Genomic DNA, 22,828 nt, shown 5'->3' on the forward strand with positions numbered 1-22,828 from the left:
CACGAAGTGCGCGGAGCCTGGGGGAGTGCTATACTCGCGGGCTAACTTTGGCCTTCCCTCAACGGCCGCAAAAATTTTTCAGTTGAGGAACCCCGGCTTGGGGCCTCGATCTCCCCAGGCCAAATTCAGTTCAACGATTCATCAATGACCACCATCCGCGTTAAAGAAAACGAGCCTTTCGACGTCGCCCTGCGCCGCTTCAAGCGCACCATCGAAAAGCTCGGCCTGCTGACCGACCTGCGTGCCCGCGAGTTCTACGAAAAGCCGACCGCCGAGCGCAAGCGCAAGAAGGCAGCCGCCGTCAAGCGCCACTACAAGCGCGTGCGCAGCATGCAGCTGCCCAAGAAGCTGTACTAAGCAACACCCGGGCCCGGCCGTCGACGAAAGTCACCGCCAGCGCCCCGTTGCTCCAGCCGCGCCAGGGAAACCTGCCGCGGCTTTTGTTTTTTCCGAAAGGCTGTGCCGAATGACACTCAAAGAACAGATCACCGAAGACATGAAGACCGCGATGCGCGCCAAGGACTCGGAGCGCCTGGGCACCATCCGCCTGCTGCTGGCCGCGCTCAAGCAAAAGGAAGTCGACGAGCGCGTGGAGCTCGACGACGCCATGGTCGTTGCCATCGTCGACAAGATGGTCAAGCAGCGCAAGGACTCGATCGCCGCGTTCACCACCGGCGGCCGCACCGACCTGGCCGACAAGGAATCGGCCGAGATCAAGGTGCTCGAGGTCTACCTGCCGCAGCGCATGAGCGCCGACGAAGTGGCCGCCGAAGTGAAGGCCATCGTGGCCGAACTGGGCGCCAAGGGCCCCGGCGACATGGGCAAGGTGATGGGTGCGGTCAAGACCCGCCTCGCGGGCAAGGCCGACATGGGCCAGGTGAGCGCCGCGGTCAAGGCCGCCCTCGCGAACGCCTGATGAACGACAGCAGCAGCGGCCGCACCAGCCCGATCCTGAAGGCCTGCGCCTGCCTGGTCGACGCCAGGGGCCGGCTGCTGGTGTTCCGCCACCCCGGCGACGGCAACATGCAGCTGCCCAAGGGCACCATCGAACCCGGCGAATCGCCCGAGGTGGCGGTGCGGCGCGAGCTGCTGGAGGAATCGGGCATCGACCACGTCGGCGAGCTGCTGCCGCTCGGCACCCTGCAGCGCGACTGCGAAGCCGGCATCGAGGGCAATACGCTGCGCCACCCCCAGCTGTGGCACCTGTTCCTGATGCGCGCCGACGGCCCGCTGCCCGAAACCTTCGACCACGTGGCCATGGGCAGCCCCGAGGAAGACGGCCTGGTGTTCTCGTTCAGCTGGCTGGCGGCCGGTGACGACACCGCCAACTTCACCCTGCCCTACCAGCAGGCCATCGAGCGCGTTCGCGCGGCTCTGCTCGCAGCGTAGGGCCCGTCGGGTTCACGCCAGCGCGCGAACCACCATGTAGAGCCCCAGCAGCGCCAGCCCGGCCAGGAAGCAGCGCCTGAACACCGCCACCGGCAACCGCTTGCGCAGCCAGGTGCCGATCGCCATGCCGCCGATCGCCGGCGCCAGCATGGCGAGCGATCCCCCCACCGCCGCCATCGGATAGCCGCCGTTGCCCGCGAGCCCGATGGCGAGCACCACGGTCGAGGTGGTGAACGAGATGCCCATCGCCTGGATCAGCGCATCGCGCTGGAAGCCCAGGGCCTGCAGATAGGGCACGGCCGGCACCACGAACACCCCGGTCACCGCCGTCACCAATCCGGTGGCGGCGCCCACCACCGGCCCGAGCCAGCGCTCGTGCGCCGCGGGCACCTGCAGCTGCCGCCCCGTGAGCCCCCAGAGCGCATAGGCCACCAGCGCCACGCCCAGCGCGATCGAAGCCCAGGTGCCCGCCGGCACGCCGAGCCACAGTGCGCCGCCCAGGGTGCCCGCCACGATGCCCGCCTGCATGCCGCCGATGCGGCGCAGCACCGCCCAGAAGCTCGCGCGCGGCCCGGTCTGCCAGAGGTTGGTGACGAGCGAAGGCGCGATCAGCAGCGCCGCCGCGCGCACCGGCGGCATCCAGAGCGCAAGCAGCGCCATCGACACCGTCGGCAGTCCGAGCCCGATCACGCCCTTGACCACGCCGGCCAGCAGAAACACCAGGGTGGCCGCCGCCCAGTGGCCCGTTGCCAGTTCTGCAAAATCATTCGAAATCGTCATTGCGGCGCAGTCTGCCGGCACCGGCCGCGCCTGGAAATGCGGCATTCGCGCAGCCGGCCTCAGGCACAGGCTGAGGCTCCCGTGCTACCTTGCGGCCTCACCATGCGATTCGATCTCACCGACCTGCGGCTTTTTCTCCACGTTGTGGAGGCCGGCAGCCTCACGGCCGGTGCGGCGCGCTCGCACATGACGCTCGCCTCGGCCAGCCAGCGCGTGCGCGGCATGGAAGACGCCCTCGGCAGCCCGCTGCTCACGCGCCATGCGCAGGGCGTGCGCCCCACCGAGGCCGGCCGCACGCTGCTGCACCATGCGCGCGTCGTGCTGCAGCAGATGGAGCGCCTGCGCGGCGAGCTCGGCGAATACGGCCAGGGCCTCAAGGGCCACGTGCGCTTCATGTGCGGCACCTCGGCGCTGACCGAGCACCTGCCCGAGGTGCTGAGCCGCTTTCTCATGCAGCACCCGCGCATCTCGGTCGACCTGGAGGAGCGCCCCAGCCCCGACACCGTCGACGCGCTGCGCAGCGGCCGCTGCGACATCGGCATCGTCTCGGACGCCATCGACACCGAGGGACTCGAATGCCACCCGTTCCGCCGCGACGACCTGGTGCTGGTGATGCCGCGCGGCCATGCGCTGGCCGGGCGCCGCCGCGTGATGCTGGCCGAGGTGATCGACAGCGAATTCGTCGGACTGCCCGCCGACAGCGCGCTGCAGCTGCTGCTCACGCAGCATGCCCGCGCGCTCGGCAAGCACCTGGCCTACCGCGTGCGCGTGGGCAACTTCGAGGCCGTGTGCCGCATGGTGGCGCACGGCATCGGCGTGGGCATCGTGCCGCAGACGGCGGCCGAACGCTGCGCCCGCTCGATGAAGATCGCGCGCGCCGCGCTCGGCGACGCCTGGGCCGAGCGCACGCTGATGGCATGCGTGCGCTCGTCGCAGGAGCTGCCGCTCAATGCGCGGCGCATGCTCGAGCACCTGGTGGCACCGGTGGAACAGGTGGCGGCGAAGTAGCCGCGGCGCCCTTCTCCGGCCGGCTCAGCGCGCGGGCGCGGCGAGCAGTTCCGCCATCTTCTGCAGCGCCGCTTCCGGCGTCGGCGCGATGTGGATCGAGCAGGCCAGCATGAGGTTCAGCGGCTGCCCGAAGTCCTCGACCGCGATGCCGCTGCCGCTCTCGCGCAGCACCCCGGCCGCATCGGGCGCGCACTGCAGCGCTACCCGGGCACGGTCGGCATAGCTGCCCGCGGGCACGCCGTAGGCCACGACCGGAATCTGCAGCGCCACCGCGGCGCCCACCTCGAACACCGTGCCCGAATCGGGCTCCAGGCCGCGGAAGCACGCGAGGTTGGCCACCACGCCGTCGGCGCCGCGAAGGCGCTGCATGTTGGCCTGGTAGATCTGCATTTCGGGCGCCTGTGCGCCCGGCTCCTCGTTGCCGTCGGCCGGCAGCAGGGCCGCCAGCCCCAGCGCGTCGCAGGCTGCCGCGAGCCGCACGAAGTGCTCCCTGGCGTCGGGGCGGAAGACGTCGGGGCCGGCAAGGTAGATCCGCGGGCGCGCCGGGTTGTCGGGAGATGTGTCCATGAAGGGCACATCTTAGGTTTTTGCGGCCCGCCGTACTACGATGGCACTTCCTCACGACGAAGGAGCCGCCATGCCTCTCTATCTGATCGAGCGCAATTTTGCGGATCAACTCGAGGTCTCGCCCGAGGCCGCGGCCGGCATCATCCGCGTCAACGACGACGTCGGCGTGCGCTGGCTGTATTCGTTCCTCAGCGCCGACAAGAAGAAGACGTACTGCCTGTATGAAGCCCCCGGCATCGAGCCGATCCGCGAGGCGGCACGGCGCAACGGACTGCCGGCCGATGTGGTGGTCGAGGTCGGCGAGCTGCGCCCGCCGCCGCTGCCGGCCGACCTCCTGTCGGCCTGAAGTTCATTTCGCCCGCGGGTCGTCCGCCGGATTGACGTAGGTCACGCCCCAGGGACCGGTGCCGTGCAGCTGCACCACCGTTTCCTCGCTGGTCCAGGCGAAGTGCGGCGTCTTGGCCTGCAGGATCATCATGCCGCCCGCAACCACCGGCATCGACTTCTGCATGTCGAGCTTGTCGCCCAGGCCCATGTGGAAGGTGCCCGAGAGCACGGTCACCCGCTCGACGGCCGGATGCCAGTGCGACGGAATCCGGTAATTGGCCGGCACCTTGATGCGCACCGTGAAAGGCACGGCCTCGCTCATCGGGCCTTCGATCACCGCGAGCTTCGCGCCGGGCGGCAGCGAGGGAACATCGGCCCATTTGAGGTCGGCGGGCGAGATCATCCGGTGGTCGCCGGACTGGGCCCAGCTGGTGGCGATGCCCGCGATCAGGGCGGCCCCGATCGCCCAGGCGGCAAATGGTTGGCGTGTCATGGTGAGGTTCCTTTCCTTCCGTGTCACCGGCGAAGCGCCGCCGGAGCGCGAGCGAGAGCTGCGGCTGCGTCTACAGCCGCACCACGTCGCCCTTCAACGAATAGAGGATCGCGACCACCTCGTTCTTCTCGGCCTGGTCGTAGCCGTTCTTGGTCATGGCCGCGACGATGTCGTCCATTGCGGCGACCAGCTCCTGCTCGTTGATGTTCATGCCCTTGTGGGCCGACACCAGGTCCTTGCCGGTGTAGCACTGCGGGCCGCCGCTGCCGGAGCAGAGGAACTCGACCACGTGGCGCTCGACGTCGGCGCGGTTGCTGTTCGCAAAGCGCGAACGGATGAGCGGGTTGGTGTAGTGGTTCTCGACGACGTCGGTGACGAGCCGCTGGATGCGCTCCTCTCCACCAAGTCGTTCGTACAGGGTTGCAGGCATGGGGCGCACTCCTTCAGGTTGAGGGGCCCGGCGGCGCCGAGCCCGAGAACCGAAGTTAGGCCTGGGCGCGCGGCCGCGCATCGCCCGAATTGACCATTTCGCGCCGGACCGCCCCGGCGATCAGGATTGCTCCAGGCCGTCGGCCGCGACGCGGTGGCGGTGCGCCCAGGCCGCAGCTTCGGTGCGGCTGCGGCAGTCGGTCTTGGAGAGGATGTGGCGCACGTGGTGCGCCACCGTGTGCGGGCTGATGAACAGGCGCTCGGCGATCGCCTGGTTGCTGCAGCCGGCGCAGAGCAGCCGCAGCACGGCGAGCTCGCGCCGGCTCAGGCCCTCGGGAGACGCGGACGGCACCGCACTGGCGCCTGCCAGTTCGCGCTGCAGCGCCTCGCAGCGCCGCGCCAGGCTGGCCATGCCCAGTTCGCGGCCGAGCGCGAGTGCCGCATCGAGCTGCGTGCCCGCGGCCGCTGCATCGCCGCGCGCGGCCAGCCAGCGCGCCCATTCGAAGCGGCTGTACGCCAGCCAGGGGCGGCCGCCGCAGCGCTCGTCCAGGGCGACCGCGGCCTGCAGATGCACTGCGGCGTTCGCATCGTCGCCGGCCAGCGCGGCCAGCATGCCGCGGTAGCGGTCCACGGCGCCGAAGCAGGCGATGTTGGTGCCGGTCACCACATTGCGGCCGGCATAGGGTGCGAGCAGCCGGTACAGCAGCGCCGCGCGCGGCCGGTCGCCGAGGCGGGCGCAGACCTCGGCCGCAAAGACGATGTTGGTCAGCCACATGCCGTCGCGCGCAATGCCGGCAAAGCCGTCGGCCGCGAGCGCCTCGTAGGCCTCGCGGGCCGGCTCGTGCAGGTCGAGCTCGGTACAGATCAGCGCGAGGCCGGGCTGCCAGAGGCTGTCGCGCGGCACGCTGCCGACCAGGCCGCGCAGCACCGGCAGCACCTCGCCAAGGCGGCCCTGGTGCCGCCGCAGCACGAAGATCTGCAGGCTGTAGGCGCCCTGCGCGTTGCCGGGCAGGAAGCGTTGCCCGACCGTGAAGGTCTCGCCGGCCAGCCGCTCGGCATCCGCGAAGCGGCCCTCGTAGGCGGCGAGCAATGTGAGGCTGGCGAGCCCCATGGCCTGCATGAAGGGCTGGCGGATCGCGTCCGCCACCCGCGCATGGACCTGCGCCAGCGGGCGCGCCGCGCCGAGTTCGCCCTTCTCGACCAGGTCACCGAAGTACCAGCCAGTCAGCGCGTCGACCCACTCCATGTGGCCGGCACGCTCGGCCACTTCGAGTGCCTCGCGCGCGCAGCGCAGGCGTTCGTCGAGCTGGGTGGGATCGGCGCGCGCCGGCAGGATCGCCGCCAGCGCCTTGAACAGCGGCTGCGGCATCGCCAGTTCGCGCGCCAGCGCAACCGCCTGGCGCTGCGCCGCGTTGGCCTGCGGCTGGCGGCCGCAGAAGATGCAGGCGCGGCACAGCGCGGCCAGCAGGTCGACCCGCAGCGCGGCGTCGAAGCTGTCCGATGACGCCAGCGCTTCCTCGAGCAACGCCGCCGCCTGCTCGCCCGGGCGGCTGATGCGCCAGCCGTTGTTCTCGAAGCCGAGCGCCGCCTGCGCGAACAGGTCCGCGTCGCCGAGCGACCGCGCCAGCGTGGCCGCTTCGAGGAATGTGGCGGCGCCGGCGTCGTTCTCGCCGGCATGCACCTGGACCGCACCGAGTGCCAGCAGCAGCGCGCCATGCCGCGCGCGCTCTGCCGGCAGCCAGCGTTCCTGCAGTTGCAGCGCGAGGCGGTAGCAGCGCAGGGCCTCTTCGTGTGCCATCAGCGCCACGGCCCGCGCGGCGGCCTGCTGCGCGATGTCCAGCGCGCGCGCCGCGCTGCCCGCGGGCAGGGCCGCGGCCGCGTGGTAGGCGAGCTGCGCCAGCACCGCATCGAGCCCCCCGGCGTGGCGCGCCTCGAGCGACTCGGCGATGCGCGCGTGCAGCGCGACGCGGCGCGCCGCGGGCAGTTCGTCGTAGAGCACCTCGCGGATCAGCACGTGGCTGAACTGGTACTGCGGCCCGGGCGGCACAGCCTCGATGACGCGCTGCACCAGCGCCTCGTCGAGCCTGCCCAGCAGCGCGGCCTGGCTGCCGGTGCCGGCCAGCTCGGCCAGCAGCGGCAGGTCGAAGTCGCGGCCGATGCATGCGGCGATCGCGAGCAGTTCGCAGCACGGCGCCGAGAGCTGGTCGAGCCGCCGGCCGATCACCGCGCGGATGCCGCTCGGCACGGTCTCGGCCCGCGCCGCGGCGGCGTGCGGGTCGTTGCCGCAGTGCCCCTGCTGCAGGAAGCGCAGCGTCTCGACCAGGTACAGCGGATTGCCCTCGGTGCGGCGATGCATGGTCGCGATCACGGCGGGCGGCGGCGTCACCGTGCTGGCCGCGGCCACCATCCGCTCGGTTTCGTCGAGGCTCAGGCCCTGCAGCGGCAGGCGGCAGAACTGCCGCGTGTTCAGCAGCTCGGCCAGGGTGGCCGCCAGCGGATGCTGGCGCGACAGGCCGGCCTCGCGGTAGGAGCCGAGCAGCAGGATGCGGGATTCGCCGACATCCTGGGCGATGAAGGCCAGCAGCCGCAGCGACGATGCATCGGCCCAGTGCAGGTTGTCCAGGATCAGCAGCAGCGGGCGCAGCGTCGCCACCTGGCGCCAGAAATGCGCGACCGCGGCAAACAGCCGGAAGCGCGCCTGGTCGCCCTCGCCGATCGCCGGCACCGCGGTGCCGGGGGGCAGCCGCTCGGCGAGCTCGGGCGCAATCTCGACGGCCGCGGCGGCCTCGCGCCCGAGCAGCGCGGGCAGGCGCTCGTCGCGGCAGGCCCGCAGGCAGGCCTGCATCGCGCGGGTCCACGGCAGGAAGGGCGGCGCGCCCGGTTCCTCGAGGCAGCGGCCCCACAGCGTCAGCATGCCGCGCCGCAGCGCCAGCGTCGCCACCTCCTGGGCCAGCCGCGTCTTGCCGATGCCGGCCTCGCCGCTCAGCATGACGACGCGGCCGCGCCCGGCCAGCGCCCCGCCGAGCGCATCGTGCGCCAGCTGCAATTCGCCGCGGCGGCCGACGAAGGGCTCGTTCGCGCCCGCCACCGCCGCTCTTGCGGCAGGCGCCGCGCCGCAGGCCGGACATGGCGCATCGGCGTGCAGGCGAACGCGCCCGCAGCGATGACAGCCGATCCGGTCCAGTGCAGCCATGCCGCTCCTTGTGCTTTGCCGGCCAAGGGGACCGGCAAGCGCGAGTCTGCGCGCGGCGAAGGTTTATAGGACTTAGGACTTACGCGACGGTGGAGGAAGGCTGTCGGCCCGGCGGCCGCGGCCTAGATGCCAAAGCATCGCGGCGCGCGCGCAACACCCACGGCGTGGCCAGCAGGGCCAGCAGCCGCACCAGCACAATCTCCTGCTGCGTCCAGCGCGGGCGTGTGCCCAGCACGTTGAAGGTGGCCGCACATCGGCCGTCTTCCAGCAGCGGCACGTTCACCACCGCGCGCAAGCCCAGCGTGGCAATGAGCACGTGGTCGTCGAACACCTCGGCCAGCGCCGCCTCGCCTTCACCGACGAAGACCTCGGCGCGCACCAGCAGTTGCTGCGTCCAGCGCGTGAGCGTCTTGCGCTTGCGGCCGGCCACCGGATAGGCCTGCGGGTCGGAGGACCAGAGGCGCTGCAGCTGCACTTCGTCCGGCGGATCATCCGGGGCCGTCGCGTTCAGGTTCACCGTGAGCAGCCCCGGCCCGAGCAGCGCGCGGCGCGCCGACTCGATGTGCCCCAGCGCAGCATCGACCGTGGCGGCCCGCGGCAAAGCGTCGCACAGCCGCTCGCACACTTCGGCGGACAACACCTCAGTCAAGCTTGATCCCGAGGTCCCGGATGACCTTGCCATAGCGCTCGGTGTCCCTGCGAAGCGAGGCGGCCAGCTGCTCGGGTGTACTCTTCACCAGCTCGACGCCGATCGCGTCCATGCGGGCGCGAACTTCGGGCACCGCCAGGGCCTTGTTGATTTCGGCATTGAGCCGCGCAACCAGCTCGGCGGGCATGCCCGCGGGTCCGAATGCGGCGTACCACACGCTCATCTCGTAGCCGGGCAGCGTCTCGGCGACGGTAGGCGTATCGGGCAGCAGCGCGGAACGCTTGGGCTCCGTCACGGCCAGCAGGCGCAGCTTGCCCGCCTTGACGTGCGGCAGCGTCTGCGTGCCGGCGGAGAACAGCACCTGGGTCTGGTTGCCCACCGTGTCGAGCACGGCCGGCGCGCCGCCCTTGTAGGGCACGTGCAGCATGTCGATGCCGGCCGCCTTCTTGAACATCTCGGCGCTGAGGTGGTTGGTGGAGCCGCCGCCGGCCGAGGCGTACGCCAGCTTGCCGGGGTTGGCCTTGGCGTAGGCGATGAACTCGCGCAGGTCCTTTGCCGGCACCGAAGGGTTGACGACCATCGTGTTGATCACGTTGGCCACCAGCGCAATGGGCGTGAAGTCATCCGCGCCCTTGAAGGGCATGCCGGGCATCAGCGTGGGGTTCATCGCGTGCGTGCTCATCGAGCCGATCAGCAGCGTGTAGCCGTCCGGCCTGGCCTTGGCGACGAAGTTGGAGCCGATGTTGCCGGAAGCGCCGACACGGTTGTCGACCACCACCGGCTGGCCCATCGACTTGCCGAGCTGCTCGGCAATGGCGCGCGCCAGGATGTCGGTCGAGCCGCCGGCGGCCCAGGGAACGACCAGCGTGATCGGCTTCTCGGGGTAGGCAGCCGGCGCGGCCTGCGCGGCGCATGAGAGGGCCAGCAGAAGCAGGCCCCGGAAGGCACGTTGGAGCATGGTGATGTCCTTGGAACGAAGAGGAGGAAGTTGAAGCAAAGGGGCGGAAATCAGCGGCCCACGGCATAGCCCTGCATGCCGCGCGGGTTGGCGCCGGCGCGCAGCACCAGCCGGCCCTGCGCGTCGTGTTCGCGGCTGCAGGCGGACATGCGGCTTTCGGACCAGGCATCGCCGACCTGCACGCGGTGGCCCATTGCGCGCAGCTGTTCGAGCGCCTCGGGGTCGAAGCGCGATTCCAGCGTGAGCGTGTTGAGCGTGGTCTGGCGCGGCCAGAAGGAGCCGGGAGCGTGCTTGACGTGCCAGGCCGGCGCGTCGATGGCCTGCTGCAGGTTGAGGCCGTGCACCGCATGGCGCAGGAAGAAGCCGACCGACCACTGGTCCTGCTGGTCGCCACCGGGCGTTCCGAACGCCATGTAGGGCTCGCCGTCGCGCAGCGCCATCGACGGCGACAGCGTGGTGCAGGGCGCGACGCGCGGCTCGAGCGAGCTGGGCAGCCCCTCGTCGAGCCAGCTCATCTGCAGCCGCGTGTTCAGCGCGAAGCCCAGCGCCGGAATCGCAGGGCTCGAGGACAGCCAGCCGCCCGAAGGCGTGGCCGCGACCATGTTGCCGTGCCGATCGACCACGTCGATGTGGCAGGTGTCGCCCACGAAGATCTCGCGCTCCGCCCATTCGGCGACCGGCGGCAGCGCGGCGAAGGTGGGCTCGCCGACGCCGAAGCGCGTGTCGGCCGTGCGCAGGGTCCGCGCACTCACGTCCAGGTCGGGCAGGCGCGGCGCCAGGCCGAGCGGCTCGCCGGGCCGCAGCACGTCGGACGCGCGCGCTGGATCGACCATGGCCCAGCGTTCGCGCAGGTAGGCATCCGACAGCAGCGCCTGCTGCGCATCGGCCCGCGCGCCGGACGCCGCGCCATACCAAGCCAGCCGGTCGGCCAGGGCCAGCTTGGCGGCTTCGGTGATGCGGTGCACGAAGCCCGCCGTGCCGGGCGCATGGTGCTCGAGCCCCGCGTGGCGCAGCATGCCGATCTGCTGCAGGAAAGCCGGCCCCTGGCTCCAGAAGCCGCACTTCGCGACCGTGTAGCGGCCGAACTGGGCCGTGAGCGGCGCCTCGGTGGCAACGCGCCATGCGGCCATGTCCTCGAAGCGCAGCAGGCCGGCATGCGCCTCGCCGCTGCTGTCGCGCACGGCCGTGCCGCGGCAGTAGCTGTCGATCTCGCGCGCCACGAAGCCCTGCTGCCAGGTGCGGATCGCCGCATCGATCACGCCGGTGCGGCCGCTGCCTTCGCGCTCGGCGGTCTCGACGATGCGGCTGTAGGTGGCAGCCAGCGCCGGCAGCCGGAACAGCGCACCCGGCTGGGGCAGCTTGCCGCCGGGCAGCCACACCTCGGCCGACGAATGCCAGTGTTCGAGGAACAGGCCGCGCACGGCAAAAATTGCCTCGGCGACGCGCGGCACCAGCGGAAAGCCGTCGCGCGCATAGCCGATCGCCGGAGCCAGCACCCCGGCGAGCGACCAGGTGCCGTGCTCGCGCAGCATGGTGAGCCAGGCGGAGAACGCACCCGGCACCGTGGCCGCCAGCAGGCCGATGCCCGGCACCTGCTCGAAGCCGAGCGCACGGAACGCCGCGGCGCTGGCCTCGGCCGGCGCGCAGCCCTGTCCACGGATGGCGTGCATGCGCCGCTCGCGTTCGCTCCACAGCAGGATCGGCGCCTCGCCGCCGGGGCCGTTGAGATGCGGCTCCACCACCTGCAGCACGAAGCCCGCGGCCACGGCGGCGTCGAAGGCGTTGCCGCCGCGCTCGAGCACGCCCATCGCGGTTTGCGAGGCCAGCCAATGGGTCGAGGAGGCGACGCCGAAGGTGCCGGCGATTTCAGGACGGGTCGTGAACATCCGGCCGAGTGTAGAAACAACGAATAGCTGCTTCTGCATATTTTCTGATGAATGCATGCATTGGCTGCTATAGCTCTCGCATAGGATGGCGGCATGCCGGCGCCGACACTGCAACACCTCACGCCGCGGCTCAAGCTGCGCCACTTCGCCCTTCTCGCGGAGCTCGAGCGCCAGCGCTCGGTCAGCCGCGCGGCGCAGCACCTCGGCCTGAGCCAGCCCACCGTCACGCGCGCGCTGGGCGAGATCGAGAACATCTTCATGACGCCGCTGTTCACCCGCGGCCGGCGCGGCCTGGAGCCCACGGCCGCGGGCCTGCTGGTGCTGGCACGGGCGCGGGTTGCGCTGGCCGATGCGCAATCGCTGGGCGAGGACCTGGCAGCGCTCGGCACGGGGCTGCAGGGGCGGCTGCGCATCGGCGTCATTCCCTTTCTTTCGCGCGTCACGCAGGACGCCGTCTGGCAGCACCTGCTGGCAGTGCGGCCGCGCCTGGGCTTCGTGGTCGAAGAGGCCACGACCCATGCGCTCGTGCAGGCCGTGCGGGCGCGCACGCTGGACTGCGCGATCTGCCGCTTCACGCCGGCCAGCGCCGAAGCCGGGCTGGCACAGCAGTTTCTCTACGAGCAGGAGCCGCGCCTCGTGGTGTCGCGCACGGCCGCCCAGCGGCTGCTGCGGCGCGGACTGGACTGGGAGGCCTTCGTGTCCCTGCACTGGATCTTCCCGCCGGCGGACACGCCGATCCGCCAGATGATCCATTCGATCTTCGCCTCGGCCGGGCAGCCGGTGCCGGTGCCCCTGCTGGAGGCCTACGCGCACAAGACGCTGGTGTCGGTGCTGCGGCACATGCCTGACGCGATCACCATCCTGCCCGACGACATTGCGCAGGAGGTGGCCGATGCGAGCGGCGCCCGCGTGATGCCCCAGCGCCTGCAGTGGAACCTGCCGCCGGTGGGCGTGGTGCGGCTGCAGGATACGGCCAACGCGACCATCGTGGATGCGATGACCGAAGCGCTTCGCGGCGCGCGGCCCTAGCGGCTGGAAAGCGCCTGCGCCGCCGCCGCCAGCCCGGCATCGGCCTGGCTGCGGAACTGCCGCGGCGTGACGCCGTTGTGCAGCCTGAAGCGGCGGCTGAAGTACACGGCATCGCCGAAGCCGCACTGCCGCGCGATGTCGCCGATGCGGGCGTTCGAAGTCACCAGCAGTTCCTTCGCGCGTTCCAGGCGGCGCTCGGTCACCAGCTCGGTGAAGGTGCGCTGGGTCTGCTTCTTGAGCAGGTGCGCGAGGTAGTTGGGCGAGAGCATGGCCGCCGCCGCGGCGTCGTTGAGCGACATCTCTTCGGCCAGGTGCTCGCGCACGTAGCGCATCACGCGCTGCAGCGCAGCGTGGCCGGCGCTGCGGCCGCTCTGCAGCGCCGCCTGCGCGAGCAGCGGCGCCTCGTGCCGGTGGCAGGCCAGCGCCATCAGCTGCAGCAGGATGCCGCGGATCGCGCCCACGGCGCCGAAGCGCCGCTCGCGGTTCAGCACGGCGAGCTCATCGAGCCATCCGAGGATGCGCGCGAAATCGGCATCGCCGAAGTGGAAGTCCACGTATTCCTGGAACAGGAAGGGCGCGAGCTCGGGCTGGCGCGCGGCCGGCACCTCCTCGAGGTCGAGCGGCTCGACCGCGAGCTCGGGCCAGAGAAAGCCCTGGTCGAAATTCACGATGGCATAGCGCGCACCGGGCGGATGCGGCACCACGTGCACGCGGTAGGGCAAAACGAAGCTCAGGTGCCCTGCGGTGAACGGCCGCACCGCGCCGCCGATCACCTGTTGCGAGCCGCCGTGGATGCTCACCTGGATCTGGAAATACTCGTGCCGGTGCGGACGCGCCAGCACGTCGCGCGCGCCTTCGAAGCGGATGTCGAAGTCGAGGTGGTTCGCGCGCTCCTGCATGCCGTACAGGCGCAGGCTGCTGGATGGAAGGGCCGACGGCATGGCGCGATGGTAAGCCCCTGTCCTGGGCGGCCCTGCAGGCGGCCCGGTGTTGCTTGCGTCCTGTTTTTGCGTAGATGCGTACGCAAGCGCCGCCGCGGCGCGCTCCAGAATGGCCCAGCCGGCTGCGGCCGGCCTTCATCGCCTTTCATCAAAGATCCAGGAGACAAAGACCATGTCCAATTCACGACGCGGCCTGCTGGCCGGCTCCGCCGCCGTGGCCGCCAGCGCCATGGCCGGCTGCGCGCTGCCGGCCGGCGCATCGCGCTCGGCGCCAACGCCCTTCACGGTGGCGCAGACCACGGTGCCGATCGCCGGCAGCGAGCAGGCGTTTCCGGTGCGCCGCATCTACTGCATCGGTCGCAACTATGCGGCCCATGCGCGCGAGATGGGTTCCGACCCTACCCGCGAGCCGCCCTTCTTCTTCCAGAAACCGACCGATGCGATCCAGGTCGTCACGCCCGGCACCGTGGCTGACCATCCGTACCCCTCGCTCACCAAGAACTACCACTACGAGGTGGAACTGGTGGTCGCGCTCGGCAAGGGCGGCCGCAACATCGCGGCGGCGGATGCGCTGGGCCTGGTCTACGGCTATTCGCTCGGGCTGGACATGACCCGGCGCGACCTGCAGCGCGAGTTGGGCGACCAGAAGAAGCCCTGGGAGATCGGCAAGAGCTTCGACCGCTCGGCGCCCATCGGGCCGATCCATCCGGTGGCCAAGGTCGGCCACTACACCGACGGCTCGATCTGGCTCAAGGTGAACAGCCAGACCAAGCAGAACGCCACGCTCAAGCACATGATCTGGTCGGTGGCGGAGCAGATCAGCCGCCTGTCGCAGGCTTTCGAGCTGATGCCCGGCGACATCATTTATTCGGGCACGCCCGAGAACGTGGGTCCGGTGGTGCGCGGCGATGTGATCGAGATCCACATCGACGGCCTGCCGAACCTGTCGGTGCGCATCGTCTGATGGATGCGCCGGCCGGCTAGCTGCCGGCCACCTTCATGCGGTTGACCAGCACCGAGCCGGTGGTCTTGGCGCCGAAGGTGTAGGCATCGGCGCCGATGGCCTCGATGCCCATCAGCATGTCCTTCAGGTTGCCGGCAATGGTGATCTCGTGCACCGGAAAGGCGATGCGGCCCTTCTCGACCCAGAAGCCGCTCGCGCCGCGCGAGTAGTCGCCGGTCACGTAGTTCACGCCCTGCCCCATCAGCTCGATGACGAACAGGCCTGTGCCGAGCTTGGCGAGCATGGCGTCGAGGTCGTCGCCGGGCTTGGTGAGGCGCGAGCTCAGGATCAGGTTGTGCGAGCCGCCGGCGTTGCCGGTGGTCTTCATGCCCAGCTTGCGCGCGGAATAAGTCGAGAGGAAGTAGCCTTCGAGCCGGCCGGCGTCCACCACCTTGCGTGCACGGGTCACCACGCCTTCGTCGTCGAAGGGCGAGCTGCCCTTGCCGCGCAGGATGTGCGGGTCTTCGGCCACGTCGACGTGCTTGGGCAGCACCGGCTTGCCGAGCGAATCGAGCAGGAAAGTGCTCTTGCGGTACAGCGCCCCGCCGCTCACGGCCTGCACCAGCCCGCCCAGGAGGCCCACGGCCAGCGGCGACTCGAACAGCACCGGGCACTCGGTGGTCTTGATCTTGCGCGACTTGAGCCGGCTCAGCGCCCGTTCGGCGGCATAGCGGCCCACCGCCTGCGGGCTGGCCAGCTCGCCGGCCGAGCGCATGGAGCTGTACCAGGAGTCGCGCTGCATGTCGTCGCCCTTGCCGGCAATGGGCGCGACCGACATCGAATGCCGCGAGCTGGCGTAGCCGCCGCGGAAGCCGTGCGTGTGGGCGCTGAAGAAGTGGCTCTGCTGGGCCGAGACGCCCGCGCCTTCGCTGTTGGTGATGCGCTTGTCGGTCGAGAGCGCCGCCTCTTCGCATTCGAGCGCGAGCCTGGCGGCTTCTTCGCTGGTCACGCTCCAGGGATGGAACAGGTCGAGCTCGGGGTGCTCCTTGGCGATGTCCTCTTCGTCGGGAAGGCCGCTGACCGGGTCTTCGGCGGTGAAGCGGGCGATGTCGTAGGCCGCCTGCACGGTCTGGGCGATGGCGGCCTCGGAGAAGTCGGAGGTGCTGGCGTTGCCGCGGCGGTGGCCCACGTAGACCGTGATGCCGAGCGACTTGTCGCGGTTGCGCTCCACGTTCTCGAGTTCGCCCTTGCGGACCGAGACGCTGAGCCCGCAGCCCTCGGAGGCCTCGGCGCCGGCGTCGGTGGCACCGAGCTTCCTGGCGTGGGCCAGGGCCGTGTCGACCAGGTTTTCGAAGAAGGAGCGGCTGTAGGCGAAGCCGGAATCGGCGCGCGAGGAGGATGTCGTCATGTGGTGGCTATGATACTTGCGCCCCCCATATCCCGTTTTGCCCCGGCTTCCCACTTGCGCATTGCACGCGTTGCAACGCCGCACGGTGCGGCCCAGAATCCACCCCATGTCCCGCAAACCCAAAAAAGGCTATTTCGTCCGTGGCCAGTTCGTAGCCGTTGGCAGCGAGCTCGACCTGGAGCTCAAGCGCGAGCTCAAGGGCACCGACGAAGCCAGCCGCACCGACCTCAAGCGCGAAAGCGACGAACTGCAAAAGCTCGGCACCGAACTGCTCGGCCTGCGCGCCGGCCTGTTCGACGCGCTCCCGCTGGGCGAAAAACTGGTCGACGCCGTCGCCGAGGCCAAGCGCATCACCAATTTCGAGGGCAAGCGGCGCCAGATGCAGTTCATCGGCAAGCTGATGCGCAAGCTCGAACCCGAAGTACTCGAAGCCGTGAAGCTCGCCCTGACCGAGCAGAACAGCGTGCCCGCGGCCGAAACCGCCGCGCTGCACGAGGCCGAGCGCTGGCGCGATCGGCTGATTGCCGACGACGACGCGCTGGGCGGCTGGATCGAAACCCACCCCGCCACCGATTCGCAGCAATTGCGCGCCCTGGTGCGCCAGGCCCGCAAGGACCTGAAGGCCGGGCCGGCCGGCGAGGCGCCGCGCCAGGGCAAGGCCTACCGCGAGATCTTCCAGCTGGTGCGCGCGCAGCTCGCGGTGCACGGCGGTGCGGACCATGCGGCCGCGGCGGCCGCGCAGGATCGGGAAGAGGACGCATGACCACACCCGACTCCGTCCGCATCGGCATCGTCTCCATCAGCGACCGCGCCTCCAGCGGCACTTATGAAGACAAGGGCTTGCCCTCGCTGCAGGCCTGGCTCGGCCGCGCGCTGAAGAACCCGATCGATTTCGAGGCCCGGCTGATTCCCGACGAAGCGGCCCTCATCAGCGCCACCCTGATCGAGCTGGTGAACGCCGGCTGCTCGCTGGTGCTGACCACCGGCGGCACCGGCCCGACCCTGCGCGACGTGACGCCCGAGGCCACGCTGGCCGTGGCCCACAAGGAAATGCCCGGCTTCGGCGAGCAGATGCGCCAGATCAGCCTGCGCTTCGTGCCCACCGCGATCCTGTCGCGCCAGGTGGCGGTGATCCGCGACAAGAGCCTGATCATCAACCTGCCGGGGCAGCCGAAGTCGATCGCGGAAACGCTCGAAGGGCTCAAGGACACCGAAGGCGTGCAGGCCGTGCCCGGCATCTTCGCGGCGGTGCCCTACTGCATCGACCTGATCGGCGGTCCGTACCTCGAAACGGACGACACGGTCTGCAAGGCCTTCCGGCCCAAGTCGGCCATCCGGCCGCCGCGCTAGGCGGCGGGCCAGCGGGGTCAGGCCTTCGGGCGCTGCCGGACCCAGGCCTCGAAGCCGGTCGGCGCGAGGCGCGCGCCGGCGGCCGGCGTGAGCGAGCGGTCGTCGAGGCGCACGCCGAAGTAAACCGCTTCGGCATCGGTCACGACCTGCCGGGCATCGCCCGTCGCAGCGAGAAAACGGCGCACCAGCTCATCGAGCGGCACGGCCTCGGGGCCTGCGATCTCCACGCGCCCACCGGCCGGCGGCTCGTTCACGATGTCAGCCAGCGCAGCGGCAACGTCTTCCGCCGCAATCGGCTGCACCAAGGCATGCGACAGGCGGATCTCGCTGCCCGCGGCGCCTGCGTTGGCAATGCCGCCCAGGAACTCGAAGAACTGCGTCGCCTGCACGATCGTGTAGGGCACGGGCGAGGCCTCGATCAGCTCTTCCTGGGCCTGCTTGGCGCGGAAATAGCCGCTGGCGAGCAGCCGGTCGGTGCCGACGACCGAGAGCGCGATGTGGTGGGCCACGCCGGCTTCGGCCTCGGCCGCGAGCAGGTTGCGGCCCGAGGTCTCGAAGAAGCGCAGCACGGCCTCGTCCTCGAACGACGGCGAGTTCGCCACGTCGACGACAACCTGTGCACCCGCCAGGGCCTCCTCCAGCCCTTCGCCCGTGAGCGTGTTGACGCCCGTGGAGGGCGAGGCGGCAACGACTTCGTGGCCGGTGCGGCGCAGCCGTGCGGCGAGCTTGGAGCCGATGAGGCCGGAGCCCCCGATGATGACGATCTTCATGGTCGATTCCTTGTGAAAAGGCAGTCCAGAGAACGCCCCCCGCGGACGTCCTTGCAAGCAAGACGTCCGGTGGGAATGGTTTGTGACACCAGGGGCGAAAGCTACTTGGAACCGGCCCGCCCGTAAAGCCCGGCGCGGACCAGTTCATGTGCCATGGACCACTCCGTGCGCAGGATCGAGCGGTGCACCATGGCTCTGTTCGCGCGCGCCCTCCTTCTCTTCGTTCTCCTCGCGCCGGTGCGCCATGCGATAGAGCAGCGGCAGCACCAGCAGCGTCAGCACGGTCGATGACAGGATGCCGCCGATCACCACCGTGGCCAGCGGCCGCTGCACCTCGGCGCCGGTGCCCGTGGCTATGGCCATCGGCACGAAGCCCAGCGACGCGACCAGCGCGGTCATCAGCACCGGCCGCAGCCGGGTGAGCGCGCCTTCGCTGATTGCCGCGTCGAGCGGCAGTCCGCCTTCGCGCAGCTTGCGGATGAACGAGATCATCACCAGCCCGTTGAGCACCGCCACGCCCGACAACGCGATGAAACCCACCGCCGCCGAGATCGACAGCGGAATGCCGCGCAGCCACAGCGCGACGATGCCGCCCGTGAGCGCGAACGGAATGCCGGTGAACACCAGCAACCCATCCTTCAGGTTGCCGAACATCGCGAACAGCAGCGTGAACACCAAGAGCAGCGACACCGGCACCACCACCTGCAGCCGCTCGGCGGCCGACGCCAGGTTCTCGTACTGGCCGCCCCACGCCGTCCAGTAGCCCGGCGGAATGCGCACCTTGCGCATCGCCTCCTCGGCCTCGGCCACGAAGGAGCCGAGGTCGCGGCCGCGCACATTGGCGCTCACCACGATGCGGCGCTTGCCGTCCTCGCGGCTCACCTGGTTCGGGCCCGGCGCAAGCTCCAGCGTGGCGACTTCGCCGAGCGGAATGAAGCTGGCGCGCTGCGGAGCCTGCGCGCCCGCGCCCGCGGGCAGCGCCAACGGCAGGCGCTTGATCGCCTCCAGGTCGGTGCGCAGGTTCTCGGGCAGCCGCACGATGATGCCGAAGCGCCGGTCGCCGTCGAACAGCGTGCCGGCCTCGCGCCCGCCCACCGCGATGGAGACCGCGTCCTGCACGTCGCCCACGTTGAGGCCGTAGCGCGCGGTCTTGCTGCGGTCGATGTTCACCGTGAGCATCGGCAGGCCCGTGGTCTGCTCGACCTTCACTTCGGCGGCGCCGGGGATCTTTCCCAGCACGCCCGACACTTCGGCCGCGGTCTTGTTCAGCACCTCCATGTCGTCGCCGAAGATCTTCACGGCCACGTCGCTGCGCACGCCCGAGATCAGCTCGTTGAAGCGCAGCTGGATCGGCTGCGAGAACTCGTAGTTGTTGCCCGGCAGCTTCTCGACTTCTTCCCGCACTGCCGCCAGCAGCTCATCGCGCGTGCGCCGTGGCGCGGGCCACTCGCTTTGCGGCTTGAGCATGATGTAGCCGTCGGAGATGTTCGGCGGCATCGGGTCCGACGCGATCTCGGCCGTGCCGGTGCGCGCGAACACGCGCTCGATCTCCGGAAACTTCGCCTTCAGCGTGCGTTCGATCTGTTTTTGCATCTCGACCGACTGCGTGAGGCTGGTGCCCGGAATGCGCAACGCCTGCAACGCGAAGTCGCCTTCGCCCAGGCTCGGTACGAACTCCGTGCCCAGGCGCGTGGCCAGCAGGCCCGAGAGCAGCACCGCCACCACCGCCGTGGTGATGACCAGCGGCCTGGCCGCCATCGCGCGCGCCAGCAGCGGCTCGTAGCCGCGCCGGGCCCAGTGCATCAGGCGGTTCTCCTTCTCGCTGACCTTGTTGCCGATGAAGAGCGCCACGGCCGCGGGAATGAAGGTGATCGACAGGATCATCGCGCCCAGCAGCGCAATCACCACGGTGAAGGCCATCGGGTGGAACAGCTTGCCCTCCACGCCCGCGAGCGCAAAGATCGGCAGGTACACGACCATGATGATCAGCTGCCCGAACAGCAACGGCCGCCGCGCCTCCTGCGAGGCCGCGAACACCTCGTGGAGGCGCTCGCTGCGCGTCAGTGCCCGCCCGTGCCTGGCCTGCGCATGCGCGAGGCGCCGCACGCAGTTCTCGACGATCACCACCGCGCCGTCGATGATGATGCCGAAGTCCAGCGCGCCCAGGCTCATGAGGTTGGCGCTGACCTTCTGGTTCACCATGCCGGTGAAGGTGAAGAGCATCGACAGCGGAATCACCAGCGCGGTGATCAGCGCCGCGCGCATGTTGCCGAGGAACAGGAACAGCACCGCAATCACCAGCACCGCGCCCTCGAACAGATTCTTCTTCACCGTGGCAATGGCCTTGTCGACCAGCACCGTGCGGTCGTACACGGTGACGGCCTTCACGCCTTCGGGCAGCGTGCGGTTGATCTCTTGCATCTTCTTGTCGACCGCCTGCGAGACGGTGCGGCTGTTCTCGCCGATCAGCATGAAGACCGTGCCCAGCACCACCTCGCGGCCGTTGTCGGTGGCGGCACCGGTGCGCAGCTCCTGGCCGATGCCGACCTCGGCCACGTCGCGCACGCGCAGCGGCATGCCGGCCGCGCTCGCGCTGGAGTTCGCGAGGATCACGTTGCCGATGTCCTCCACCGACTTCACCTGCCCCGGCGCACGGATCAGGTACTGCTCGCCGCGCTTCTCGATGTAGCCCGCGCCCACGTTGGCGTTGTTGCGCTCCAGCGCGCCGACCAGGTCGGCCATCGCAAGGCCGTGCGCCTGCAGCTTGGCGGGGTCGGGCGCGACCTGGAACTCCTTGGCATGGCCACCGATGGAGTTGATCTCGGTCACGCCCTTCACGTTGCGCAGCTGCGGCTTGATGATCCAGTCCTGGATCTCGCGCAGGTCGGTGGGCGTGTAGGGCTTGCCGTCGGCCTTCTTCGCGCCCTCCTCGGCCTCGACGGTCCAGAGATAGATTTCGCCGAGCCCGGTCGATATCGGCCCGATCACCGGCGAGATGCCGCTGGGCATGCGTTCGCGCGCCGACTGGATGCGCTCGTTCACGAGCTGCCGCGCAAAGTAGATGTCGGTGCCGTCCTCGAAGATCACCGTCACCTGCGAAAGGCCGTAGCGCGACAGCGACCGGGTCTGCTGCAGCCCCGGCAGGCCGGCCATCACCGTCTCGATGGGGTAGGTCACGCGCTGCTCGGCCTCGAGCGGCGAATAGCCGGGCGCGGCGGTGTTGATCTGCACCTGCACGTTGGTGATGTCGGGCACGGCGTCGATCGGCAGCTTCTGGTAGCTGAAGATACCGAGGGCCGCCATGCCCAGCACGGCCAGCAGCACCAGCCAGCGTTGCTCGATGGAAAACCGGATGACTCGTTCGAACATGCGGCGTCCTCAGTGGGTGTGGGTGGCAGAGCTCTTGCCCTGCTGCGACTTCACGACGAAGCTGCCGCTCGCGGCATGGGCCGTGCCGGGCTTCAGCCCGCTCAACACTTCGATGCGCCGTCCGTCGTTGCGGCCGGTCTGCACCTGCTGCGGCATGAAGCCGCCGGGCACCTTGAGGAAGATGGTGGGCTTGTCCTCCACCGTCTGCACCGCATCGGCCGAAACCGTCACCGGGGCCTCTGCCTCCGACGAAACGAGCTCCACATTCACGAACAGTCCGGGCCGCCAGACACGCTGCGGATTCGTCACCGTGACGCGCGCCGTGGCAGTGCGTGTCTGCGCGCCGATCAGCGAGCCTACGTAGGACACCGTGCCGCTGGCCGCCTGCTCGAACGCGGTCGAGCGGATGGTCACCGGCTCGCCGATGCGCACCAGGTTCAGGTTGCTGGCGGCCACGCTGATCTCGGCCCACACGGTCGAGAGATCGGAAATGGTGAAGACGCTGGCGTCTTCCTTCACCGATTCGCCGAGCGAGATGTGCTTCTCGACCACCATGCCGTCGAAGGGCGCGCGCAGCTCGTAGCGTCCCAGGGCCGAAGAGGCGGGCGCGGCGCCCAGCGCCAGCAGCTTCTGGTTGGCATTGGCCACGGCGATCTGCGCCTCCTGCATGGCCTGCTGCGCCTGCAGGTAGTCCTGCTGGGCCGAGATCTTTTCTTCCCAGAGTTTCTTCTCGCGCTGGTAGGTGGTGCGGGCCAGTTCGAGCCGGCGCTCTGCCGACCGAAGCTCGCTGCGCTGCTCCGACAGCATCGGGCTCGAGAGCACCGCCAGCACCTGCCCGCGCTTGACCTCCTGCCCGAGGTTGGCCGGCACGCTCTCGACCACGCCCGCCACGCGCGGCACCACGTGGGCCGTGCGGTCTTCGTTGAACTTGATTTCGCCAGGCAGCTGCAGCGTGGTCTTGATGCGCGCGGCGCCGGCGCTTTCGATGGCCATGCCGGCGGCCTGGATCTGCGCGTCGGTGAAGACGATCTTTTTCTCTTCTTCCTCGTTGTGCTCCTCGGCGGCATGGCCCTTGGCTTCGCCGTGACCGTGACCGTGACCGTGGCCGTGGCCGTGCTCGTCCTTGCCCTCGGCCTTGCCTTCCTCGTGGTGCTCGCCATCGGCATGCCCCTCGGCTTCCGAATGCCCGGCGGCTTCGGGCGCGGGCGGCGCGGTGCGCAGGATCATCGCGCCGGCGCCGAGGCCTAGCGCCAGCACGACCGCGATGGCCATCCACTGCTTCCTGCCGACGCGTTCGGCGAAAGACTTGCGTTCTTCTTTGGTGTTCATGGTTCGTGCA

Annotated in this window: 22 protein-coding genes; 9 read left to right on the forward strand and 13 right to left on the reverse strand. The window is 69.9% G+C overall.

Annotation, left to right across the window (positions count from 1 at the left end; translation table 11 throughout):
* The first annotated feature begins 144 nt into the window (after nt 1–144).
* The 3 genes from rpsU (at nt 145) to RZE77_RS18520 (ending at nt 1,389) form a co-directional block, all read left to right on the forward strand.
* Nucleotides 145–357, forward strand: a complete 213-nt coding sequence (gene rpsU, locus RZE77_RS18510) for a 30S ribosomal protein S21 (protein WP_007833691.1) — start codon at nt 145–147, stop codon at nt 355–357.
* Between the two features lie 109 nt (nt 358–466).
* On the forward strand, nt 467–916 hold the full coding sequence (locus tag RZE77_RS18515) for a GatB/YqeY domain-containing protein (RefSeq protein ID WP_319438699.1): 450 nt from the start codon (nt 467–469) through the stop codon (nt 914–916).
* Nucleotides 916–1,389, forward strand: a complete 474-nt coding sequence (locus RZE77_RS18520) for an NUDIX domain-containing protein (protein WP_319438700.1) — start codon at nt 916–918, stop codon at nt 1,387–1,389. The genes RZE77_RS18515 and RZE77_RS18520 overlap by 1 nt, the downstream gene beginning before the upstream one ends.
* Before the next feature lie 12 nt (nt 1,390–1,401).
* Here RZE77_RS18520 and RZE77_RS18525 read toward each other — a convergent pair whose 3' ends face one another.
* The gene (locus RZE77_RS18525) at nt 1,402–2,169 is read right to left on the reverse strand and encodes a sulfite exporter TauE/SafE family protein (protein WP_319438701.1); all 768 of its coding nucleotides are present in this window, start codon (nt 2,167–2,169) and stop codon (nt 1,402–1,404) included.
* Nucleotides 2,170–2,271: 102 nt separating this feature from the next.
* Here RZE77_RS18525 and RZE77_RS18530 point away from each other — a divergent pair, with 102 nt between their 5' ends.
* A complete protein-coding gene (locus RZE77_RS18530; protein ID WP_319438702.1) occupies nt 2,272–3,177 on the forward strand; it encodes a LysR family transcriptional regulator in 906 nt (301 codons plus the stop codon).
* Between the two features lie 24 nt (nt 3,178–3,201).
* Here RZE77_RS18530 and RZE77_RS18535 read toward each other — a convergent pair whose 3' ends face one another.
* Nucleotides 3,202–3,744 carry a nucleoside 2-deoxyribosyltransferase gene (locus RZE77_RS18535; RefSeq protein ID WP_319438703.1) on the reverse strand — a complete coding sequence of 181 codons (543 nt, stop codon included), beginning with the start codon at nt 3,742–3,744 and terminating at the stop codon, nt 3,202–3,204.
* Between the two features lie 70 nt (nt 3,745–3,814).
* Between RZE77_RS18535 and RZE77_RS18540 the strand changes: the two genes are divergently transcribed.
* Nucleotides 3,815–4,090 (forward strand): DUF4242 domain-containing protein, encoded by a 276-nt coding sequence (locus RZE77_RS18540; RefSeq protein WP_012748641.1) that lies wholly within the window; start codon nt 3,815–3,817, stop codon nt 4,088–4,090.
* A 3-nt stretch (nt 4,091–4,093) separates the two neighbouring features.
* On the opposite strand, the gene RZE77_RS18545 is transcribed toward RZE77_RS18540, so the two are convergent.
* From RZE77_RS18545 to RZE77_RS18570, 6 genes are all read right to left on the reverse strand, one after another.
* Nucleotides 4,094–4,564 (reverse strand): cupin domain-containing protein, encoded by a 471-nt coding sequence (locus RZE77_RS18545; protein WP_319426854.1) that lies wholly within the window; start codon nt 4,562–4,564, stop codon nt 4,094–4,096.
* Between the two features lie 70 nt (nt 4,565–4,634).
* A complete protein-coding gene (locus tag RZE77_RS18550; RefSeq protein ID WP_319438704.1) occupies nt 4,635–4,994 on the reverse strand; it encodes a group I truncated hemoglobin in 360 nt (119 codons plus the stop codon).
* A gap of 120 nt (nt 4,995–5,114) precedes the next feature.
* Nucleotides 5,115–8,186: a helix-turn-helix transcriptional regulator gene (locus RZE77_RS18555; protein ID WP_319438705.1), complete on the reverse strand. Its 3,072-nt coding sequence runs from the start codon at nt 8,184–8,186 to the stop codon at nt 5,115–5,117.
* 79 nt (nt 8,187–8,265) lie between these two features.
* Complete coding sequence (locus tag RZE77_RS18560; protein WP_319438706.1) at nt 8,266–8,826, reverse strand: GAF domain-containing protein; 561 nt, start codon at nt 8,824–8,826, stop codon at nt 8,266–8,268.
* A gap of 1 nt (nt 8,827) precedes the next feature.
* On the reverse strand, nt 8,828–9,793 hold the full coding sequence (locus RZE77_RS18565; RefSeq protein WP_319438707.1) for a Bug family tripartite tricarboxylate transporter substrate binding protein: 966 nt from the start codon (nt 9,791–9,793) through the stop codon (nt 8,828–8,830).
* A 50-nt stretch (nt 9,794–9,843) separates the two neighbouring features.
* Nucleotides 9,844–11,679 carry a gamma-glutamyltransferase family protein gene (locus RZE77_RS18570; RefSeq protein WP_319438708.1) on the reverse strand — a complete coding sequence of 612 codons (1,836 nt, stop codon included), beginning with the start codon at nt 11,677–11,679 and terminating at the stop codon, nt 9,844–9,846.
* 93 nt (nt 11,680–11,772) lie between these two features.
* Between RZE77_RS18570 and RZE77_RS18575 the strand changes: the two genes are divergently transcribed.
* Nucleotides 11,773–12,708: a LysR family transcriptional regulator gene (locus RZE77_RS18575; RefSeq protein ID WP_319438709.1), complete on the forward strand. Its 936-nt coding sequence runs from the start codon at nt 11,773–11,775 to the stop codon at nt 12,706–12,708.
* Here RZE77_RS18575 and RZE77_RS18580 read toward each other — a convergent pair.
* Entirely contained in the window at nt 12,705–13,607 is a 903-nt protein-coding gene (locus RZE77_RS18580) for an AraC family transcriptional regulator (RefSeq protein WP_405547631.1), read from the reverse strand. The two genes, RZE77_RS18575 and RZE77_RS18580, sit on opposite strands and share 4 nt — an antisense overlap.
* Nucleotides 13,608–13,821: 214 nt before the next feature.
* Between RZE77_RS18580 and RZE77_RS18585 the strand changes: the two genes are divergently transcribed.
* On the forward strand, nt 13,822–14,613 hold the full coding sequence (locus RZE77_RS18585; RefSeq protein WP_319438711.1) for a fumarylacetoacetate hydrolase family protein: 792 nt from the start codon (nt 13,822–13,824) through the stop codon (nt 14,611–14,613).
* A 16-nt stretch (nt 14,614–14,629) separates the two neighbouring features.
* Here the strand turns inward: RZE77_RS18585 and pmbA are convergent, their stop codons facing one another.
* Entirely contained in the window at nt 14,630–16,000 is a 1,371-nt protein-coding gene (gene pmbA / locus RZE77_RS18590; protein WP_319438712.1) for a metalloprotease PmbA, read from the reverse strand.
* A 106-nt stretch (nt 16,001–16,106) separates the two neighbouring features.
* On the opposite strand from pmbA, the gene yjgA reads away from it, so the two are divergent.
* Both yjgA and mog read left to right on the forward strand, forming a co-directional pair.
* Entirely contained in the window at nt 16,107–16,763 is a 657-nt protein-coding gene (gene yjgA, locus RZE77_RS18595) for a ribosome biogenesis factor YjgA (protein ID WP_319438713.1), read from the forward strand.
* Complete coding sequence (gene mog / locus RZE77_RS18600; RefSeq protein WP_319438714.1) at nt 16,760–17,350, forward strand: molybdopterin adenylyltransferase; 591 nt, start codon at nt 16,760–16,762, stop codon at nt 17,348–17,350. The genes yjgA and mog overlap by 4 nt, the downstream gene beginning before the upstream one ends.
* A gap of 17 nt (nt 17,351–17,367) precedes the next feature.
* Here the strand turns inward: mog and RZE77_RS18605 are convergent, their stop codons facing one another.
* The 3 genes from RZE77_RS18605 to RZE77_RS18615 all read right to left on the reverse strand — a co-directional run bounded on the left by RZE77_RS18605 (nt 17,368) and on the right by RZE77_RS18615 (nt 22,818).
* Nucleotides 17,368–18,120, reverse strand: a complete 753-nt coding sequence (locus RZE77_RS18605) for an SDR family oxidoreductase (protein ID WP_319438715.1) — start codon at nt 18,118–18,120, stop codon at nt 17,368–17,370.
* A 144-nt stretch (nt 18,121–18,264) separates the two neighbouring features.
* Nucleotides 18,265–21,489, reverse strand: coding sequence for a CusA/CzcA family heavy metal efflux RND transporter (locus RZE77_RS18610; protein WP_319438716.1), 3,225 nt, complete (start codon nt 21,487–21,489; stop codon nt 18,265–18,267).
* A gap of 9 nt (nt 21,490–21,498) precedes the next feature.
* On the reverse strand, nt 21,499–22,818 hold the full coding sequence (locus RZE77_RS18615; RefSeq protein ID WP_319438717.1) for an efflux RND transporter periplasmic adaptor subunit: 1,320 nt from the start codon (nt 22,816–22,818) through the stop codon (nt 21,499–21,501).
* Between the last annotated feature and the right edge of the window lie 10 nt (nt 22,819–22,828).

Source organism: Variovorax sp. SPNA7, from assembly GCF_033807855.1.
In the GTDB taxonomy this organism is placed as follows: domain Bacteria; phylum Pseudomonadota; class Gammaproteobacteria; order Burkholderiales; family Burkholderiaceae_C; genus Variovorax; species Variovorax beijingensis.

What these genes read in the sequence shown, in the direction of transcription:
- RZE77_RS18605 (WP_319438715.1), bottom strand. Translation starts at nt 18,120, where the DNA reads ATGAAGATCGTCATCATCGGGGGCTCCGGCCTCATCGGCTCCAAGCTC.
- RZE77_RS18515 (WP_319438699.1), top strand. Translation starts at nt 467, where the DNA reads ATGACACTCAAAGAACAGATCACCGAAGACATGAAGACCGCGATGCGC.
- RZE77_RS18530 (WP_319438702.1), top strand. Translation starts at nt 2,272, where the DNA reads ATGCGATTCGATCTCACCGACCTGCGGCTTTTTCTCCACGTTGTGGAG.
- yjgA (WP_319438713.1), top strand. Translation starts at nt 16,107, where the DNA reads ATGTCCCGCAAACCCAAAAAAGGCTATTTCGTCCGTGGCCAGTTCGTA.
- RZE77_RS18615 (WP_319438717.1), bottom strand. Translation starts at nt 22,818, where the DNA reads ATGAACACCAAAGAAGAACGCAAGTCTTTCGCCGAACGCGTCGGCAGG.
- RZE77_RS18550 (WP_319438704.1), bottom strand. Translation starts at nt 4,994, where the DNA reads ATGCCTGCAACCCTGTACGAACGACTTGGTGGAGAGGAGCGCATCCAG.
- RZE77_RS18570 (WP_319438708.1), bottom strand. Translation starts at nt 11,679, where the DNA reads ATGTTCACGACCCGTCCTGAAATCGCCGGCACCTTCGGCGTCGCCTCC.
- RZE77_RS18520 (WP_319438700.1), top strand. Translation starts at nt 916, where the DNA reads ATGAACGACAGCAGCAGCGGCCGCACCAGCCCGATCCTGAAGGCCTGC.
- RZE77_RS18565 (WP_319438707.1), bottom strand. Translation starts at nt 9,793, where the DNA reads ATGCTCCAACGTGCCTTCCGGGGCCTGCTTCTGCTGGCCCTCTCATGC.
- pmbA (WP_319438712.1), bottom strand. Translation starts at nt 16,000, where the DNA reads ATGACGACATCCTCCTCGCGCGCCGATTCCGGCTTCGCCTACAGCCGC.
- mog (WP_319438714.1), top strand. Translation starts at nt 16,760, where the DNA reads ATGACCACACCCGACTCCGTCCGCATCGGCATCGTCTCCATCAGCGAC.
- RZE77_RS18555 (WP_319438705.1), bottom strand. Translation starts at nt 8,186, where the DNA reads ATGGCTGCACTGGACCGGATCGGCTGTCATCGCTGCGGGCGCGTTCGC.
- RZE77_RS18545 (WP_319426854.1), bottom strand. Translation starts at nt 4,564, where the DNA reads ATGACACGCCAACCATTTGCCGCCTGGGCGATCGGGGCCGCCCTGATC.
- RZE77_RS18580 (WP_405547631.1), bottom strand. Translation starts at nt 13,607, where the DNA reads ATGCAGGAGCGCGCGAACCACCTCGACTTCGACATCCGCTTCGAAGGC.
- RZE77_RS18610 (WP_319438716.1), bottom strand. Translation starts at nt 21,489, where the DNA reads ATGTTCGAACGAGTCATCCGGTTTTCCATCGAGCAACGCTGGCTGGTG.
- RZE77_RS18575 (WP_319438709.1), top strand. Translation starts at nt 11,773, where the DNA reads ATGCCGGCGCCGACACTGCAACACCTCACGCCGCGGCTCAAGCTGCGC.
- RZE77_RS18535 (WP_319438703.1), bottom strand. Translation starts at nt 3,744, where the DNA reads ATGGACACATCTCCCGACAACCCGGCGCGCCCGCGGATCTACCTTGCC.
- RZE77_RS18585 (WP_319438711.1), top strand. Translation starts at nt 13,822, where the DNA reads ATGTCCAATTCACGACGCGGCCTGCTGGCCGGCTCCGCCGCCGTGGCC.
- RZE77_RS18540 (WP_012748641.1), top strand. Translation starts at nt 3,815, where the DNA reads ATGCCTCTCTATCTGATCGAGCGCAATTTTGCGGATCAACTCGAGGTC.
- RZE77_RS18525 (WP_319438701.1), bottom strand. Translation starts at nt 2,169, where the DNA reads ATGACGATTTCGAATGATTTTGCAGAACTGGCAACGGGCCACTGGGCG.
- rpsU (WP_007833691.1), top strand. Translation starts at nt 145, where the DNA reads ATGACCACCATCCGCGTTAAAGAAAACGAGCCTTTCGACGTCGCCCTG.